General features: G+C 63.3%; 16 protein-coding genes. 13 read left to right on the top strand and 3 right to left on the bottom strand.

The window, feature by feature from the left end; genetic code table 11:
- Positions 1–3: 3 nt before the first annotated feature.
- From ACP2YO_RS27960 to ACP2YO_RS27935, 6 genes are all read left to right on the top strand, one after another.
- Positions 4–1,350, top strand: coding sequence for a transporter substrate-binding domain-containing protein (locus ACP2YO_RS27960; protein WP_426434376.1), 1,347 nt, complete (start codon positions 4–6; stop codon positions 1,348–1,350).
- 247 nt (positions 1,351–1,597) lie between these two features.
- Positions 1,598–2,854, top strand: a complete 1,257-nt coding sequence (locus ACP2YO_RS27955) for an ABC transporter substrate-binding protein (protein WP_426434375.1) — start codon at positions 1,598–1,600, stop codon at positions 2,852–2,854.
- A gap of 83 nt (positions 2,855–2,937) precedes the next feature.
- Positions 2,938–3,801 carry a branched-chain amino acid ABC transporter permease gene (locus ACP2YO_RS27950; RefSeq protein ID WP_426434374.1) on the top strand — a complete coding sequence of 288 codons (864 nt, stop codon included), beginning with the start codon at positions 2,938–2,940 and terminating at the stop codon, positions 3,799–3,801.
- A gap of 8 nt (positions 3,802–3,809) precedes the next feature.
- Positions 3,810–4,796 (top strand): branched-chain amino acid ABC transporter permease, encoded by a 987-nt coding sequence (locus tag ACP2YO_RS27945; RefSeq protein ID WP_426434373.1) that lies wholly within the window; start codon positions 3,810–3,812, stop codon positions 4,794–4,796.
- The gene (locus ACP2YO_RS27940; protein WP_426434372.1) at positions 4,786–5,556 is read left to right on the top strand and encodes an ABC transporter ATP-binding protein; all 771 of its coding nucleotides are present in this window, start codon (positions 4,786–4,788) and stop codon (positions 5,554–5,556) included. Before ACP2YO_RS27945 ends, ACP2YO_RS27940 begins: the two co-directional genes overlap by 11 nt.
- 83 nt (positions 5,557–5,639) lie before the next feature.
- The gene (locus tag ACP2YO_RS27935) at positions 5,640–6,350 is read left to right on the top strand and encodes an ABC transporter ATP-binding protein (protein ID WP_426434371.1); all 711 of its coding nucleotides are present in this window, start codon (positions 5,640–5,642) and stop codon (positions 6,348–6,350) included.
- Positions 6,351–6,512: 162 nt separating this feature from the next.
- Here the strand turns inward: ACP2YO_RS27935 and ACP2YO_RS27930 are convergent, their stop codons facing one another.
- The 3 genes from ACP2YO_RS27930 to ACP2YO_RS27920 are packed head-to-tail and all read right to left on the bottom strand — an operon-like array spanning position 6,513 to position 11,455.
- Positions 6,513–7,073, bottom strand: a complete 561-nt coding sequence (locus ACP2YO_RS27930) for an invasion associated locus B family protein (RefSeq protein WP_426434370.1) — start codon at positions 7,071–7,073, stop codon at positions 6,513–6,515.
- A gap of 57 nt (positions 7,074–7,130) precedes the next feature.
- Positions 7,131–10,277 (bottom strand): efflux RND transporter permease subunit, encoded by a 3,147-nt coding sequence (locus ACP2YO_RS27925; RefSeq protein ID WP_426434369.1) that lies wholly within the window; start codon positions 10,275–10,277, stop codon positions 7,131–7,133.
- Positions 10,274–11,455 (bottom strand): efflux RND transporter periplasmic adaptor subunit, encoded by a 1,182-nt coding sequence (locus tag ACP2YO_RS27920; protein ID WP_426434368.1) that lies wholly within the window; start codon positions 11,453–11,455, stop codon positions 10,274–10,276. The genes ACP2YO_RS27925 and ACP2YO_RS27920 overlap by 4 nt, the downstream gene beginning before the upstream one ends.
- A 181-nt stretch (positions 11,456–11,636) precedes the next feature.
- Here ACP2YO_RS27920 and ACP2YO_RS27915 point away from each other — a divergent pair, with 181 nt between their 5' ends.
- The 7 genes from ACP2YO_RS27915 (at position 11,637) to exbD (ending at position 18,132) form a co-directional block, all read left to right on the top strand.
- Positions 11,637–12,098, top strand: a complete 462-nt coding sequence (locus ACP2YO_RS27915; protein WP_426443328.1) for a MarR family winged helix-turn-helix transcriptional regulator — start codon at positions 11,637–11,639, stop codon at positions 12,096–12,098.
- A 124-nt stretch (positions 12,099–12,222) separates the two neighbouring features.
- Positions 12,223–12,462 carry a hypothetical protein gene (locus ACP2YO_RS27910; protein WP_426434367.1) on the top strand — a complete coding sequence of 80 codons (240 nt, stop codon included), beginning with the start codon at positions 12,223–12,225 and terminating at the stop codon, positions 12,460–12,462.
- 259 nt (positions 12,463–12,721) lie between these two features.
- Complete coding sequence (locus tag ACP2YO_RS27905) at positions 12,722–15,292, top strand: TonB-dependent receptor domain-containing protein (RefSeq protein WP_426434366.1); 2,571 nt, start codon at positions 12,722–12,724, stop codon at positions 15,290–15,292.
- 11 nt (positions 15,293–15,303) lie between these two features.
- A complete protein-coding gene (locus tag ACP2YO_RS27900) occupies positions 15,304–15,993 on the top strand; it encodes a Fe2+-dependent dioxygenase (protein ID WP_426434365.1) in 690 nt (229 codons plus the stop codon).
- A gap of 103 nt (positions 15,994–16,096) precedes the next feature.
- A complete protein-coding gene (locus ACP2YO_RS27895) occupies positions 16,097–16,513 on the top strand; it encodes a DUF2946 domain-containing protein (RefSeq protein WP_426434364.1) in 417 nt (138 codons plus the stop codon).
- A gap of 119 nt (positions 16,514–16,632) precedes the next feature.
- Positions 16,633–17,649 (top strand): tonB-system energizer ExbB, encoded by a 1,017-nt coding sequence (gene exbB, locus ACP2YO_RS27890; RefSeq protein ID WP_426434363.1) that lies wholly within the window; start codon positions 16,633–16,635, stop codon positions 17,647–17,649.
- A 3-nt stretch (positions 17,650–17,652) separates the two neighbouring features.
- Positions 17,653–18,132: a TonB system transport protein ExbD gene (gene exbD, locus ACP2YO_RS27885; RefSeq protein WP_426434362.1), complete on the top strand. Its 480-nt coding sequence runs from the start codon at positions 17,653–17,655 to the stop codon at positions 18,130–18,132.
- Positions 18,133–18,145 lie beyond the last annotated feature (13 nt).

Here is an 18,145-nt window from a genome sequence, read left to right as displayed (position 1 = left end):
TTGATGGCGGCGGATTGGGGGCAAATCGGCCGCCGCGACGCCGGGTTTTGGACCCTTGTGCCGCCAGGTACGCTCGGGCAGCGGGACGATGTGGCCACGCCGCGCGCATTAGTGGGCTCGCGGCGTAGCCACCTGCGCTCACGCTCAATCCTGACGGCTCAAGCTCTGCTCCTCCGCCGGGGCAAAATCCGTCATCGACGCGCGCTATCGTGTCGTATGTTTTTTGTTCATTTCATCTGTTGCCGCGACATTGCCGGTCGCCTTGGTGCCGCACGGGCGGCGCTTTGTTCGCTCGTTATTTGCGTGCTCGCCAGTGCGGCGATGGCAGCAGAGCCGGGCACGACAGCACCCCTGCACGTCGCGGTCTATGATGTCGAGCCTTACGGCGGGCGGGATCACGACGGGCTGTTCACGGGGGCGAGCGTCGATCTCTGGCGTCGCGTCGCGGAGGATCGCCACTGGCAGTACGACCTGACGCTGGTTTCGCGGATGGACGACGTGCTGTCGGGGCTGGAGGGGCATGCTTACGATGTCGGGATCGGGGCCATCACGATTACGCCCGAACGCCTTACGCGGGTCGACTTCTCATATCCCACCCATCGCTCTGGGGCCGCCGCTGTCTTCGCCAAGCGAACAGACGCTGCATCCGCATTCCATGAGTACGGCACGGCCGCCGGCGAGCTTGGTGAGTTGATCGTCGCCATCCTTGTGCTGCTGGCGGTGATTGGCGTGCTGATGTGGTGGTTCGAGCGATCCCGTTCCAAGGACAACACATCGGAGGCCGCATCGGCCGTGACATCGTGGCATGAGGGCGTGTATTGGGCCGTGGTGACGATGACCACGGTCGGTTATGGCGACAAAACTCCGAAAACACATCTGGGCCGTGCGCTTGCCGTCCTCTGGATGGTCGGAAGCCTCGTGCTGGTCTCCCTGCTGACAACCAATTTGATCGCGCGCATCACCGTGAGCCGGGTCGAAGGCATCGTCGCGAACCGCACCAGTGACCTCGCGGGCAAACGACTCGGCGCCGTAACAGCTTCGTCGGGCGCTGAATATCTCGACGACCAGCGCCTCGCGTATCAGAAATTCGAAAATCTCCCCGACGCCCTCAACGCCGTTGCCTCAGGAAAGGTGGATGCCGTCGTCAACAGTATTGGTGCGTTGCAATATCTCGCGAAGGCGCGCTTTGCCGATGCAATTTCGCCCCCGCACGGCGTTATGGCTCCTGCCTATATGGCGTTTGCGCTGCCGATGAATTCGGCGTTGAAGCGGCCGCTCGATCGCGCGCTGACCATCGTCACTGCGAGCCCGGAATGGCGGTCTGTCGAAGACACCTATTTCGGCCCGTGAGACGCGGCATCCGGCGCACCCAACCATATGCGCGCGTGATGCGTGCGAAGCGCGCCGCTGCACATTTCCGTTGCAGCGACTTTAGTCGGAAGCGATCGCATCCGGCGGCCACTTAACTTGCCGGGTCCGGAGGGCCATGCGATGCTGGTACACCAAGAACAACAAGGGGGAGGCGGCGGCGCTGCGCCGGACGTTTCCTGGCCATGACGACAGCCCGGTTACGGGCGGGATCCACGGAGACGTTCATATGAGATTTTCAAGGTTTGTCGCGCTGCTTTCCGCGGCCGCGATCTCGATGGGGTTGGCCTCCAGCGCGCTTGCGCAGGACAAGACCGTCAAGATCGGCGCAGTGTTTCCGATGAGCGGCGGCGCCGCCAGCATCGGCACCCACGTCAAGGCCGCCTTCGACGTGGTCATGGATATCGTCAACAACGCCCACCCCGAGCTCGGCAATTTCCCGCTCGCCAAGAATGCGGGCCTCGCCGGCCTCGGTGGTGCCAAGGTCGACGTCGCGATCGCCGACAACCAGGGCAGCCCCGCGACCGGGCAGAACCAGACGCTGCGCCTGATCACGGAAGAGAAGGTGGTGGCGCTGACCGGCGCCTACCAGTCCGGCATCACGCTGACCGCGAGCGCAATCGCCGAGAAATACGGCATTCCCTTTGTCAACGGCGAGTCGGTGGCGGCCAATCTGACCGAGCGCGGCTTCAAATGGTTTTTCCGTACGACGCCGGTCGCGTCTGATTTCGCCAAGATCTACTACGATTTCCTGACCGACATGAAGGCGGCCGGCGGCAAGACCGACTCCATCGCGCTGGTGCACGACAACACCGAATACGGCACCTCGGTCGCCAACGTGATCACGTCCACCTTCAAGGAAAAGGGCATCGGCATCGCGCTCGACATTGCCTATCCCTCGAACGCAACAGACGTGCAGGGCCAGGTGCTGCAGCTCAAGGAGAAGAAGCCCGACGTCGTGATCATGATCTCCTACACGTCGGATGCGATCCTGTTCGCCAAGACGATGCAGGCCCAGGATTACAAGCCCGCGATCCTGCTCGCCGACGACGCCGGCTATTCCGATCCGTCGTTCCTGAAGGCGGTCGGCAAGCTCTCACAGGGCGTCTTCAACCGCTCGTCATGGAGCGTCGGCCCGAAGGACTCTCCAAGCGCGATCATCGCCGACATGTACAAGAAGAAGAGCGGCGAGGAGATGGACGACACCGTCGCGCGGCAGATGCAAGGCCTGTTCGTGCTGCTCGATGCGATCGACCGCGCCGGCTCGACCGAACCCGCCAAGATCCAGGCGGCGCTGAAGGCGACCGACCTGAAGCCCGAGCAATTGATGATCGGCTATCGCGGCGTCAAGTTCGACGACAAGGGCCAGAACATGCTGGCCTCCGGCCTGATCATCCAGCTCGAGCCTGACGGCGAGAATTACGTCGCGGTATGGCCGAAGGCCAATGCCGTGAAGCCGCCGGTCCTGCCGTACAAGGGCTGGTGAGAACATGGAGGGCGGGATGCGACGTCCCGCCCTTTGCTGATTGTATCAGACGCAAACCTCCGGCTCGCAATGACGCGGGGCTCATGTCTTTCATTCTTGTGCAGGTGATCGTCGGCGGACTTCTGCTCGGAGCCGTCTATGCGCTGTTCTCCTCAGGCCTGACGCTGGTCTGGGGCATGATGAACATCGTCAATTTCGCCCATGGCGATTTCGTCATGCTCGGCATGTATGTGGCGTTGGTGGTGTTCACGCTGTTCGGCGTCGGGCCCGCAGCCGGCGCGCCGGCCGCGACACTGGTGCTCGCGACCGTCGGTGTCATCGTCTATTTCAGCCTGATCCGCCACATCATGAAGGGGCCGATGCTGGCGCAGATCCTCGGCACCTTCGGGCTCGCGCTGCTGCTGCGTTACTCGGTGTTCTGGTGGTTCGGCGCGAATTTCCAGTCACTGCCGCAGAACATCGTCGGCGGCACCTTCGACTTCTTCGGCATCCGCATCGAGGCCTCCCGCCTGCTCGCCGGCGTGGTCGCATTGCTGGTCACGCTCGGCCTGCATCTGCTGCTGACGCGCACCTCGCTCGGATCGAAGATGCTGGCGGTGGCCGAGGATTCCACCGCGGCGCAATTGATGGGAATCCGCCCCGACAGCATGCAGGCGATCGCCTGGGCGATCGCGGCCGGCGCGACCGGGCTTGCCGGCGCGCTGATCGCGACCTTCTTCTACATCGTGCCGACCGTCGGCGAGACGCTCGGCATCGTCGCCTTCGTCACGGTGTCGCTCGGCGGCTTCGGCAGCGTGCCCGGCGCGCTGGTCGCGGGGCTTCTGATCGGCGTCATCGAGTCGGTGTCCGGCTATCTGATCGGAGCCGTCTACAAGGACATCGTCGTCTACACGATGTTCCTGCTCTTCCTGTGGTTCCGGCCGCAGGGGCTGATGGGCAAGGCATGATACAAGGCATGATGCGGCACCTGATCTGGCCATCGGTGCTGCTGGCGATCGTGATCGCCTATCCGTTGCTGCTGTCGACGCCGTTCCAGCAGCGCCTCGGCGCGCTGGTGCTGCTCTATGCGATCGCCGCATCCGCCTGGAACATCATCGGTGGCTACGCCGGCCAGGTCTCGGTCGGACACGTCGTGTTCTTTGGCTGCGGCGCCTACGCGGCGATGGGGGCCTACGCGCATTTCGGCCTGTCACCGCTGGTTGGCATTCCGGTGGGGTTCGCTTTTGCGGTCATCGTTGCTGCCGTGATCGGCGGGCCGACGCTCAGACTGTCCGGGCACTATTTCAGCATGGCGACGATCGCGGTCGCTGAACTTGCGCGGCTCATCGTGATCAACACCGACTATCTCGGCGCGGCTGTCGGCCTCAGCGGCCCGACGGTGCCGCGCAATGTGTTCGATCTCTCTTTTGTCTCGGCGCTGCCTTACTACTATCTGTTCCTGATCGTGCTCGCGGTCACGCTTGGCATCACCTGGTGGATGGCCAACAGCCGGATGGGATTTTATCTGCGGGCGATCAAGGATTCCGAGCGCGCGGCACGTTCGCTCGGCGCACCGGCGGCGCGCACCAAGCTCTACGCCTACATGCTGAGCGCCGGACTGACGGCGGTCGCCGGCGCGCTCTATGCCATGATGTTCGGCTTCGTCGATCCGGACTCCGGCCTCGGCATCCTGATTTCCGTGAAGATCCTGATCATGGCGGCGCTCGGAGGCGCCGGGCTGCTGTTCGGGCCACTGGTCGGGGCCGCGATCCTGGTGCCGTTGGAGGAGCTCTCCAACAGCTGGCTCGGCGCAAAGGGCGCGGGCCTCACCTTCGTGCTGTATGGGGCGATCATCGTATTGATCTCGCGTTTCCAGCCGGGTGGGTTGCTGCCGCTGATCACACGGGTGTGGCAGCGGTCGGCCAAGGATGCGGCAGCCAAGGGGGCCGCCAATGCTCCTTGAGGCGCGCGACATCACCAAGGCTTTCGGCAGCTTCAAGGCGGTGGACGCTGCGAGCGTCACGCTGCAGCAGGGCGATATCCTCGGTCTGATCGGCCCAAACGGGGCCGGCAAATCGACCTTCTTCAACTGCCTGACCGGCGATCTGCAGACGACATCAGGCAAGGTGCTGTTCGAGGGAGCGGACATCACCCGCGCGACGCCGGAGGCGAGGGCGCGGCTCGGGCTGGCGCGCACCTTCCAGGTGCCGCAGACCTTCGAGGGCATGACGGTTCTGGAGAACGTCATGATCGGCGCCTTCCTGCGCACCTCCCATCGCGCCGCGGCCGAAGTGAAGGCACGCGCCGTGCTGGCACGCGTCGGCATGGAGCCGTTGGCGGACGCGCCGGCGCGCTCGCTCGGCACGCCCGGCCGCAAGCGGCTCGAGATCGCGCGTGCGCTTGCGACCGAACCAAAGGTGCTGCTGCTCGACGAGGCCATGGCCGGCCTCACATTGCGTGAGGTGCAGCTTGCGATCGATCTCGTCCGCGACATCCATCGCTCCGGCATCACGCTCGTGATCGTCGAGCACATCATGGAAGTGATCATGTCGCTGGCGAGCCGGGTCATGGTGTTCCACCAGGGCAAGGAGATCGCCCATGGCACGCCGCGGGAGGTGACCTCGAATTCCGCTGTTATCGCCGCCTATCTCGGGACCCGTGCCGCCGCCAAGGTCACCGCCGGCCACACCCCGATCGAGCTCATGGGCGGCCCCGCCACATGAGCAAAGCGTCTTCGAGCGAAGTGGGTACTGGTTCGCGTCAAGAAAACGCGTCAAAGCAAGAATCTGGAGCCGGAAACGGCTCCATGCCACTCCTGAAGATCGAACACCTAGAGGTGCGCTACGGCGATCTGATCGGCGTCTCCGACGTGTCGCTGGAGGTGCCGCAGGGCAGCGTGGTCGCGCTGCTCGGCTCCAATGGCGGCGGCAAGACCACGACGCTGAATGCGATCGCGGGCCTGATTCCAGCGCATGCCGGTACGATCCGCTTCGCCGGCGAGGAGATCGCGGGGCAGAGCGCATTCGCGATCGTACGCAAGGGGCTCGCGCTGTCTCCGGAGGGCTGGCGGCTGTTCGTGCAGCAAAGCGTCGAGAACAATCTTCTGCTCGGCGCCACGCCGTTGCGCGACAGATCCCGCGCGAGGACGCTGCTCGATCGCGTCTACGAGATCTTCCCACGCCTGAAGGAGCGCCGTACCCAGCGCGCCGGCACCATGTCCGGCGGCGAGCGGCAGATGCTTGCCGTCGGCCGCGCGCTGATGAGCGACCCAAAGCTCCTGATGCTGGACGAGCCGTCGCTGGGCCTGGCGCCCGCAGTGGTCGAGTCCATGTACGAGACCTTCGGCCGCCTGCATCGCGAGGGCCTGACCATCCTGCTCGCCGAACAGTCGATCGAACTCGCGCTGGAGGTGTCCGACTTTGCAACAGTATTGCAGGTCGGCAAGAGCGTGCTGTCGGGCACGGCGGCCGCGCTCGCCGAGGATCCGCAGGTACAGAAGGTGTATTTGGGAGCGTAGGCCATCATCGTAGGATGGGTGGAGCGCAGCGATACCCATCACTTTGCGCTGCGTGTTTGATGGGTATCGCTTCGCTCCACTACGGGGTAGGGGCGTAGGCTTTCAACGGGCAATCAGCCAGCTGCCTCTCCATCTGCCTGTCGCGGATCGAGAGCGTGGCGCCTACTTGATCTTCTCGTACACCGTCGCGAAATCGGCCAGCGGCATCGGGATGCTGATCGTTTCCTTGTTGAGGGTCTGGAACGACACCTTCAACTGCTTGCCCGATTTCAGCGCAGCGAGGATGTCGGCGCCGATCGGGGCGGTGATGTAGCAGCCGCGCGCCTCGCAGGTTTGCACCTGCACGTCGACGGGCTTGCCCTCGTCGACCTGCAGCTTGGCGCCCATCGGGAGGTTCAGCCCGAGCGGCAGCTGGATCAGCGCGACGGGCGCGCGGGTGTCGCCGGGGACGCGGATATTGACCAGCACGACGAGCTGGCCGGTCTTGCTGAGAACGGCGGTTTGCTCCATCGCGCATTCGAGCGGCGCGTCGCGGCTTGCAGAGGTGCAGCGTGCGACCCAGCCGGGATTGGCGGCGGGCGCGGCATCGGCATGCGGGGTGGCGGGGGAGGGAGCGGCCGCTGGCGCGGGTGGGGTCTTGCCCTTGGGGTTCTGGGCGTGACCGAGGCCGGTCGCGCCGAACACAGCAAACAGAATGAACAACGACTTTGCGGCAGTCTTCACGGCGGCTACTCCGAAACCAACGCCTTTCGGATGTGCCGTCGGAAGGGCAAAGTCAAGTCACTCGGCGGCTTGCTTGACCGCACCATCCTCGCCGTCATGGGTTTCGTCATCGGGACGCGACGAGCGGCCCCAGTTCGCGAAGGCGTTGGAGAGGCGGTCCAGATAGAGATAGACGACGGGCGTCGTGAACAGCGTCAGCGCCTGGCTGACGAGCAGGCCGCCGACCATGGCGTAGCCGAGCGGCTGGCGAATTTCCGAGCCGGTGCCGGTGCCGAGCATCAGCGGCACGCCGCCGAGCATGGCGGCCATCGTCGTCATCATGATCGGGCGGAAGCGGCGCAGGGCGGCCTGGCGGATCGCGGCCGCCGGCTCCAGGTGCTGATCGCGTTCGGCGGCGATCGCGAAGTCGACCATCATGATGCCGTTCTTCTTCACGATGCCGATCAGGAGGACGATGCCGATCAGCGCGATCAGGCTGAAGTCGAAGCCGGCCGCCATCAGGATCGCCAGCGCGCCGACGCCGGCCGAGGGTAGGGTGGACAGGATCGTGATCGGGTGGATGTAGCTTTCGTAGAGAATGCCGAGGATCAGGTAGACGACCACCAGCGCGGCCAGAATCAATAGCGGCACGGTCGACAGCGATTGCTGGAACGCCTGTGCGGTACCCTGGAAGCTCGAACTCAGCGTCGGCGGCGCGCCGAGTTCGGCCATTGCCTTCGACACCGCTTGCGTCGCCTGGCCGAGGGCTACGCCCTGGGCAAGATTGAAGGAGATGGTGATCGCCGGGAACTGGCCCTGATGGCTGATCGATAGCGGCCGCACCGGCACGCTGGTCCATTTCGCAAACGTCGATAGCGGCACCTGATCACCGGTCAGCGGCGACTTGATGTAGATATTGTTCAGCGTGTCGATCGAACCCTGCAGCTCCGGCAGCACTTCGAGGATGACGTGGTAGCTGTTGAGCTGGGTGAAGTACTGCGTCACCTGGCGCTGGCCGAACGCGTCGTAGAGGGTGTCGTCGATCAACTGCGGCTGGATGCCGTAGCGCGAGGCGGTGTCACGGTTGATCTGCAGCTCGAGCGTGGTGCCGTTGGTCTGCTGGTCGGTGGCGACGTCGCGCAGCTCCGGCAGGGTCTGCATCTTGCCCAGGATCTTCGGAGCCCATTCGTTCAGCTCGGAGAGGTTGGAGTCCTGCAATGTGAATTCGAACTGAGTGCGGGTCGGGCGGCCGCCGAGGCGAACGTCCTGCGCCGCCTGCATGAACAGCCGGGCGCCTTGAACCTTCTCCAGCTTCGGCCGCAGCCGCGCGATGACCTGCTGCGCGTTGGCATCGCGGTCCTTCAGCGGCTTGAGCGTGATGAACAGGTTGCCGTTGTTGCCGGCGCGGCCGCTGCCGCCGATTGCCATCGCGACCGTCGCAACGGCGGGATCCTGCATCACGATCTGGCCGAGCGCCTCCTGTTTCCGCTTCATGTCGACGAAGGAGATGTCCTGGCTGGCTTCCGAGGTCGCCGTGATCAGGCCGTTGTCCTGCTGCGGGAAGAAGCCCTTCGGGATGATCACGAACATGTAGACCGACAGCGCGAGCGTCGCGAAGAAGATCATCAGCGTCGTGAACTTCCAGCGCAAGGCGAGGTCCAGCACGCTTTCATAGCCGCGCAGCATCGCGTCGAACCCGCGCTCGCTCAGCTTATATAGCCGGCCGTGCCTTTCTTCATTGTGGGCACGCAGGAAGCGGGATGCCATCATCGGCGTGAGCGTCAGGGACACGATCATCGACACGAAGATCGTCATCGCCAGCACGACCGCAAACTCGCGGAACAGGCGGCCGATAATTCCACCCATCAAGAGCAGCGGAATCAGCACCGCGACCAGCGAGACGCTGATCGAAACGATGGTAAATCCGATCTCCTTCGAGCCTTTGAAGGCGGCAGCAAGCGGCCTCTCGCCCTCCTCGATGTAGCGGCTGATGTTCTCCAGCATCACGATGGCGTCGTCGACGACGAAGCCGACCGCGATCGTCAGCGCCATGAGCGACAAATTGTCGAGCGTGTAGCCGAATATCCACATCAGCGCGCAGGCGCCGAGCAGGGCCAACGGGACGGTGACCGCGGGGATCACGGTCGCCCAGAAGCTGCGCAAGAAGACGAAGATCACCATGACCACCAGGAAAATGGTCAGGAGCAGAGTGGACTGGACGTCTTCCACTGCTGCTCGGATCGTCGTGGTGCGGTCGCTGATGACGTCGATCTTGATGGCGGGCGGAATGGCGGCGACGAGGCGCGGCAGTGAGGCCTTGATCTTGTCGACGGTGTCGATGACGTTGGCGCCGGGCTGCTTGAAGACGACGAGGAACACGCCGCGCTTGCCGTTGGCCCAGGCGGCCTGCTTGGCGTCTTCCGCCGCGTCGACCGCCTTGCCGATGTCGCGGATCCGCAATGGCCCGCCATTGCGATAGGCAATGATGACGTCGTTCCAGGGGGCCGCCTTCAGCAATTGGTCGTTGGCGTAGATGGTGTAGGCCCGGGTGTCGCCGTCGATATTGCCCTTGGGACTGTCGACGGTCGCGATGTTGATCGCGTTGCGGACGTCCTCCAGCGACAGGCCCTTTGCCACCAGCTTGGCCGGGTCGATCTGGACGCGCACGGAGGGCTTCTGCTGGCCGCCGATGATGACCTGCGCGACGCCGGAAACCTGGCTGATCTGCTGGGCAAGCCCGGCGTCGACGGCATCACTGACCGTGATCAGCGGCAGCGTGTCGGAGGTTGCCGACAGCAGCATGATCGGCGAATCCGCCGGGTTCACCTTGCGATAGGTCGGCGGCGAGGGGAGGGTCTTGGGCAACTGGCCGCTTGCCGCGTTGATCGCACCCTGCACGTCGTTGGCGGCGCCGTCGATGCTGCGGTTGAGGTCGAACTGGATGGTGACCGACGCGGTCCCCAGATAGCTCGTCGAGGTCATCTGCGCGATGCCCGGAATCTGCGCGAACTGGCGTTCCAGCGGCTGGGCGACCGAGGTTGCCATTGTCTCCGGGCTGCCGCCCGGCAGCGACGCGGTGATCTGGATGGTCGGAAAGTCGACCTGCGGCAGCGGCGCCACCGGCAGCAGCGGATAGGCGACCAGGCCGACAAAGAGGATGCCGGCCATCAGCAGCGACGTGCCGATGGGGAAGCGAATGAATGGTGCGGAAATTCCGTCGCTCATTCCTGCGTAACCTTCGCCTCGAGCTGGTCCTTGGGCTGATCCGAACTCGCCACCGCCGTGGTCACCAGGGTTCCCGGCGAAACCTTGTACTGGCCCGCGGTGATCACCTGTTGTCCCGGCGACAGGCCGTCGTCGATCACCGACTTGCCATCGACAGACTGGCTGACCTTGATCTTGCGAAGCTCAGCCTTGTTCTCCTGGTTGACCGAAAACGCATACAGGCCGTCAGTTCCATGTTGCACTGCGTCATCAGGGACGACGGTGGCATCTTTCAAGGTCTTGACCAGGAGCCGGGTCGAGACCGATTGGCCCGGCCACAGCGCATGGTCCTTATTGTCGAACACCGCCTTCAGCCGAATAGTCCCGCTCGTGGTGTCGACCTGGTTATTGATCAGCGCCAGGGTGCCGGTGGACAGGACCCGCTTGCCGTCGGTCGACAGGGCAATGGCCTTGGGCGGCGCCACGGCAAGAGCTGCCTTGATATCAGGCAACTGGTCCTCGGGCGCGGTGAAAATCACCGTGATCGGCTCGATCTGGGTGATCGACACGATCGCGGTCTGGGTCGCGGCGTTGACGATGTTGCCGATATCGACCAGTCGCAGGCCGACCACTCCGTCGATCGGGGATTTCACGGTCGCGTAATCGAGCTGGGTCTGCGTGTTCAGGATGGCGGCGTCATCCCCGACGATCTGGGCGGTCAGCTGGGCCACGGTGGAGCGCTGCGTATCGAGCTGCTGGCGCGTGGCGAATTCGCCGAGCTTGGTGAAGCGCTGCAGGTCGAGATTGGCATTGGCGAGGTTGGCCTCGTCCTGGACCTTCTTGGCCTTGGCCTGGTCAAGCGCGGCCCGATACGGCCGTGGATCGATCTCGACCAGCGTATCGCCAGACTTGACGGATTGACCTTCCTTGAACGCAATCTTGGTGATCTGGCCGTCGACCCGGGTGCGGACCTGGACGGTGTTGAAGGCCTGCACGGTGCCGAGGCCGAGCAGGTAAACCGGGAAATCGGCCTTTTCGACCGGCGCAATCTTCACCTGGACCGCCGGCTGCACCGCAGCGCGCTTCTGCGCGGCTTCGGCAGCCAGTTTGTCGTCTGTGTGTTTCTGCCAGCCAAAATAACCCGCCGCGCCGACCGCGGCGATCAGCAGGACCCAACCGATAGTTCGTGACTTGGACATGCAGGCTCTTGGGTTGTGCAAGCAATAATGGGTGATCGAAATGGTTCCCAGAGCTTGCGGATATAATATGCGTGCACTTAATGTGTAAACACACTACGACTTGAGAATCCTAAACATTTGGAAAGGTTTAGGTTAGCAATAAGTAGAAATAGTCGCCTTGGGAAACGCTCCGGTGACCCCTATGTCGCTTGATCTCAAACGCCAGTTCATTGCCCAGCTCGTCGAAAGTTCGCGACTGCTGCGCAACTATATCGATCATCGCGCCAAGGCGCGAGGGACAACCCGGGCCCAGTGGATCGTGCTGTTCCGCCTGCGCGAGCAGGAGGGGCTCTCGCAGGTCGATCTCGCTGATGTCCTCGAGCTGCAGCCGATCTCGCTGGTGCGGCTGCTCGATCGTCTCGTCGAGCATGGCCTGTTGGAAAGGCGGCCCGATCCGAGGGACCGCCGCGCTAACCGTCTTTTCCTGACCAGGAGCGGACGACAGCTCGTCGATGACCTCGACAGTTTGCGCGACGCAATCGCAATCGACGTGCTGCGCGACGTGCCGGCCAAGCATGTCGAAAGCGGGCTCGCCACCCTTCGTGAGGTCAAGGACCGCATCAAGACTCTCGGCGAGGGACCCGGGAGCATCGCCGCGAAATAGCACGCGCCTCGTCGCGCTACGCGGATTTCGATCCTGACATGCCACGCAACCCATGCGGCGCGGTTGAAACGCGGCATGATGTCGTTCATATCGCGCATCGGTGTAGCGAGACGAGGATGCGGCGATGGATGAATTGAACGGGCGCATGATGGCGTGTCAGATTCTTGTTACCGGGTTGATTGCGCGCGTCGCGAACGAGCAGCGTGACCCGCTGCGCTTCCTCACCGACTTCCGCGACGAGATCAGGGCCGTCGTCAACGGCGTCAACATCGCCGGCATGGAGAACACCGAGCGCGTGCGGCAGGTTGCGCAGCGGACTGTCGATGAGTTATTTTCGCTGATGAAGCCGCCGAGCACCGAGTGATCGGCTATCCCTGAAGCGGTCGGTACACATCGACCGGTGCCTGTGGAGTTGCCGAAACCGGCTCGTGAACTTTTTAGAATCGTTATTAGAACGATTACAAATATCTTAGAGCGATTTCAGACTGCAGATTAGAATCGCTTTGAATTAGGGCGATTCAAGCGCGCTGTTGCGACGATCGCATTGACCCAAAATTTCACGCTCTGTAACCGATAGAGACAGTTCGTCGCACTTCGACTGACTGCTTTTTGGGGGCGTTGAAATGAACATGGTGAAGGCGCCGCGGTCACTGCGTTTCGACCCGGCGATTGGCTCGGCCAGCGATCAAACAGTTTATTCCGGTACGAAGGTTTCCGCGGTCGCAGGCCTGATCGCGGTGGCAACGTTTTCCGGAGCCGAAGCGCAGCAGTCCAACCTCCCGCCGGTAACGGTCGATGCCCCGGTCGCTCGCCTGCGTCCTGCCGCGTCTCAGCCTTCGCCAGCGCAGGTTCGCGCCCGCACCGCGCTGCGCCGCGCCGCGCGCCGCAGCCAGCAGACACAGCAAGCGCCGGTGCCGTTCCCGAATGCCGGCGGTCTTGCCGCCGACCGCAACCCCTATGCGGATGCGGCTGCGCCCTACAAGGTCGACCACATTCAGGCGTCGGGCAAATTTCCCGAGCCGCTCCTGAACACGCCGAAGACGGTCACGGTGTTGAGCAAGGAAGTTCTGGCGGACGAGAACGCGACCTCGTTGAAGCAGGCGGTCTTGAATACCGCCGGCGTGACGCTCGGCACGGGTGAGGGTGGCAACGCCTTCGGCGATCGCTTCTTCATCCGCGGCTTCGATACCCGCAACGACATCTTCGTCGACGGTGTGCGCGATTCCGGCGTCAGCGTCCGCGAGAACTTCTTCACCGAGCAGATCGAGATCCTGCGCGGGCCAGGGTCGTCGTTCGCCGGCCGCGGCACGACGGGTGGTGCGATCAACATCGTCACCAAGCAGGCGAGCACCGAGAAGTCATTCTACAACATGGATGCCACGTACTCGACTGACCCTGGCGAGCGCGTGACCCTCGACGTCAATCAGGTGATCAGTCCGACATTCGCGGTTCGCGCCGGTGGCGTATTCCAGAATTCCAACATTGCCGGCCGAAGCTTCGCCAAGGACGATCACAGCGGCGGTTTTGTCGCGTTCACCTACAAGCCGATCGATGCAGTGAAGATCACCGCAGATTACGTTCACACCGACGTTCACGGACTGCCGGACTTCGGCGTGCCGTATTACCGGCCGGGATCCACTGGATCGGGCTCTCAGGTCTTTACCACCACGGCCGGCGGTCCAATGCCGGATTATGGCAGCAATCGCAATACCTTCTATGGTGCAGTGAATCGTGATTTTTACGAAGTCCATCAGGACATGGCCACGGTCAACACCGAAGTCCATGTCACTCCCGACTTGATCCTGACCGACAAGGTTCGTGCCTCGCAGTCGCTGCTGAATTACATCGGCACGATTCCGGAATCGCCCGTAACGACCAGCGGCAATCCGGCGAACTGGACGATCTCCACAAATCCGCAGAGCCGCTACCAGCCGACCCAGGTCGTCGCCAACCAGAGCGAGGCAACGTACAAGTTCGAGACCGGTGACTGGCACCACACACTGCTCGGCGGAGTCGAAGTCTCCAGAGAAGTCTCCAGCATCGACAAATATACCGGGCTGGCGTCGGAACTGGTTGGCTCCAACAATCCGGGTACCGGGTCTTTCACCGGCGTCAATGCGCTCAATCCCCAATTCACGTTCGCGCCATACTCGACGACGCCGGCGCTCACGGGACTCCCGACGCAAATCGCCATCGACACGACGGCCGTCTACTTGATGGACTCGGTCAACTACCGCGATTTCGTCATCCTCAACGGTGGTATCCGCTACGACGACTACAACATCAAAAGCAGCGGTTACGCCACGGTGGGCGGCGTCGCGAACACCTTTGGGGCGCAAGCCGCCGACTTCGGACTGCCGAACTTCAATTTGGGCCTCACGTTGAAGCCGCTGCCGATCACCAGCGTCTATGTCGCCTATGCGACGTCGTCGGACCCGGTAGGTTCGGAGTTTGACGGCACCAGCGCGAACTACGGGGGACTTGCGCCCGTCCTCAACGGCAACCCGAACCAGATCTTTGGGCCGATGAAGAACACGGCGATCGAGGTCGGCAACAAATGGGAGTTGTTCGACCGTCATCTGCTCGTGAGCGGCGCGCTGTTCCAGACCGATGTCACCAACGCGCGTGAGTCGGTGAACGCCAGTGCGACAAACCCGACTTGCCCTATTCCGCCTGGATCGGTGGGCACGGTTTCCTGCGTCACCGCTGGCGCAGCCTATCAAATCCGCGGCGTGGACCTTGAGGTCACCGGCAAGATCACCGACAAATGGAGCGTGTTCGGCGGCCTCGTCCTGATGAAGTCGGAGGTGACGAAGTCGCTGGTTCCGCCAGCCAACACCGCGCTGTACAGCACCAACGTCGGCTTGCCGCTTGCCAACACCGCCAATCAGTCGTTCAGCCTGCTTAGCAAATACCAGATCGACGACAGGTGGGAGGTCGGTGGACAGGCGGTCTATCGTTCCAAGATTTACGGCGGCACGTTGCTGGCCGCGAACCAGGGCACGTCGCTGCCGAGCTTCTGGCGCTTCGATACCTTCGTGGAGGCGAAGATCGACAAGAACTGGACCGCGAAGCTGTTCGTGAACAACATCTTCAACAAGCTCTACTACAACGCGCTGTATCAGAGTGCGACGCCGTTCGTTCTGGAAGCGCCCGGCCGTACGGCGGCGTTCATGCTCTCGGCGAGGTACTGATTGTCGATGCGATGCTGATTTGCGTTCCGAATGTGCTGACCAAGGCTGATGTGGCGGACCTCCGCCGCATCATGGATGCGAGCGACTGGGAAGACGGCCGCTCGACCGCCGGCGCGGCCTCCGCGCTGGTCAAGCGCAATGAGCAACTGCCGCCCGACAGCGAGGCTGCGCGGCAGCTCGGCAACCGCGTTCTATCCGCACTGACGGCCTGTCCCCTGTTCATCTCGGCGGCGATCCCGCTGAGAATCTTTCCGCCTCTGTTCAACCGCTATGCCGCCAGCGACGGGCACCATTTCGGCCTGCATGTCGACAACGCGGTGCGCGGGGACCAGCTGACGGGTTTGCGGATCCGTACCGACCTGTCGGTCACGCTGTTTTTATCGGAGCCGGAGGAGTACGACGGCGGCGAGCTGGTGATCGAGGATCTCTACGGATCCCATGAAATCAAGCTACCGGCGGGCGATCTGGTGCTTTATCCTGCGTCCAGTTTGCATCTGGTCACGCCGGTCACAAGGGGGACGCGGGTTGCGTCTTTTTTCTGGCTGCAGAGCATGATACGGGATGCCCACGCGCGCAGCCTGATCTTCGATCTCGATACCGCGATCCAGGCCCTGGTGGAGCGGCTGGGGCGCGATGACCCTGAAACGGTCAAATTGACCGGCATCTATCACAACCTGATCCGCCACTGGGCCGAAGTATGAAGACTTCGCTAGGTGCTGGCCCAAGGGTGTTATAAGGGTGTTATACTGTAACATCGGGTGGTCGGGCATATCGGCTGACGTCCCGGTCGAGGCACACGTCGACATGAAGTGGTTCCGAGCAAACGTCAGACAGGGTTCGCGGCTCGCGCTTTTCGCGCTCGCGATCCAGTTTGTGCTGTCGTTCGGACATATCCACGCAAACCATGCGCAGGCAGCGCCGAGCGTAGCGCGGCATGTTGTTCATGTGACCGCGATGGATGCGCGCGGCGCCTGGCATGCGATTGCAACCTTGTCAGTTCGCTCGAAGACGCCCTCGGGCCATCATTCCAATGATGGCCTTGCCGATGATTGTCCGATCTGCGCCATGCTGGTGCTTGCCAACGCGCCGCTATCGGCGACACCGCCCTTGCTGCCGGCGCGTCAGGCTGCCGGGTTCGCTTATTTGATCACCAACGCTACGTCGGTCGATCTGAATTGCGTCGACGCCGCGTTCCAGCCTCGGGCACCGCCGGTCGTCTGACAGCGACGGCCGGTATCGGCGCGATGATGCGTCGCGGCTGCTATCTCGGCATCGGGTACCAGCCGCAACTGACCTGATGCGTACGCCATGATTGAATGATCCAGTTCCCGGGCCGAAGTATGAATATGTCACTGTTTCGAGCGATCCCTTGTTTGATCCTGGCACTGGCGATGCTGTCGTTCGCATCGCCTTTGTCGGCACAACAGACACCCGTACGACAAACACCCGCGCAACAGCCGGCGGCTCCCGCGCCGCAGCAGGCTCCTGCGCCGACGCAAGCGCAGACCGCTCCGGTGGCCGCGGCGCCGGCGCCCGCATCGCCCGCTGCCGCGCCCTCGGCCGTGCCTGGTGCCGCGCCGTCCGGAGAGCCTGCGCCGCAGGCGATCGCGCTACCAGCCGACAGCGAGAGCAAGCCGTTGAAGTCCACCATCACCGGCATGCACGAGCTGTCGCCGTGGACGATGTTCATGTCGGCCGACGTCATCGTCAAAGCAGTCATGATCGGCCTTGCCTTCGCCTCGCTCGTCACCTGGACCATCTTCATCGCCAAGATGATCGAGTTGACCGTGGTCCAGAGCAAGCTGCGCGGCGCGCTGGCCAAGATCAGTGAGGCGCGGTCGTTGGCGGAAGCGCAGTTCGCGCTCGGCGCCAAAGGCAGCGTGCTGTCGTCCTTCATCGCGGCTGCGATGCGCGAGGGACGGCTGTCGGCCGGGATTTCCGGCGACAGCGGCATCAAGGAGCGCGCGGCATCGAGCTTCGCCGAGATCATGCGCTCCGAGGCCCGTCGTATCCGGCTCGGCATGGGCCTGCTCGCCACGATCGGCGCGACGTCGCCCTTCGTCGGCCTGTTCGGCACCGTCTGGGGCATCATGAACAGCTTCATCGGCATTTCGAAGTCGCAAACCACGAACCTTGCCGTGGTCGCGCCGGGCATCGCGGAAGCGCTGCTGGCAACCGCGATCGGCCTGGTTGCGGCGATCCCTGCCGTCATCGTCTACAACCACTTCTCGCGCGTTACGAAGGGTTACCTGGAACTGGTTAGCCGCGCTTCAGGCGCTGCCGGACGGTTGTTGTCGCGCGATCTCGATCGCACCCATGGCGACGTTCCTCGCGCACGCGCCGCGGCAGCGGAGTAGGCGATGGCAGTTTCGCTCGCAGAGAACGATACCGACGACGAGTTCGCCGAATCGCACGAGATCAACGTCACCCCGTTCATCGACGTGATGCTGGTGCTGCTGATCATCTTCATGGTGGCCGCGCCGCTCTCGACCGTCGACTTGCCGATCGACTTGCCCACCTCGACGGCGACGCCGACGAAGAAGCCGGACAAGCCGACCTATGTCAGCATCAAGCCGGACCTCGCGGTCGCGATCGGCGAGAACATGGTCAAGCGGATCGATCTGGTGCGCACGCTCGACGGCATGGCCGATATGAGCAAGGACAAGTTCATCTTCCTGCGCGCGGACCGTGCGGTTCCCTATGGCGAGCTGATGGACGTGCTGGAAATGCTGCGCGCGGGCGGCTATTCCAAGATCAAGCTGGTGACGCTGGAAGGGGTTCCGGATGCGGCGGCGCAGGGCGCGCCGGCGACGGGCGCGCCGGCGACACCGAGCCCTTGACGAAGGCCTGATC

This window comes from Bradyrhizobium genosp. P (assembly GCF_049949265.1).
In the GTDB taxonomy this organism is placed as follows: domain Bacteria; phylum Pseudomonadota; class Alphaproteobacteria; order Rhizobiales; family Xanthobacteraceae; genus Bradyrhizobium.
This window is presented reverse-complemented; position numbering and strand designations above follow the sequence as displayed.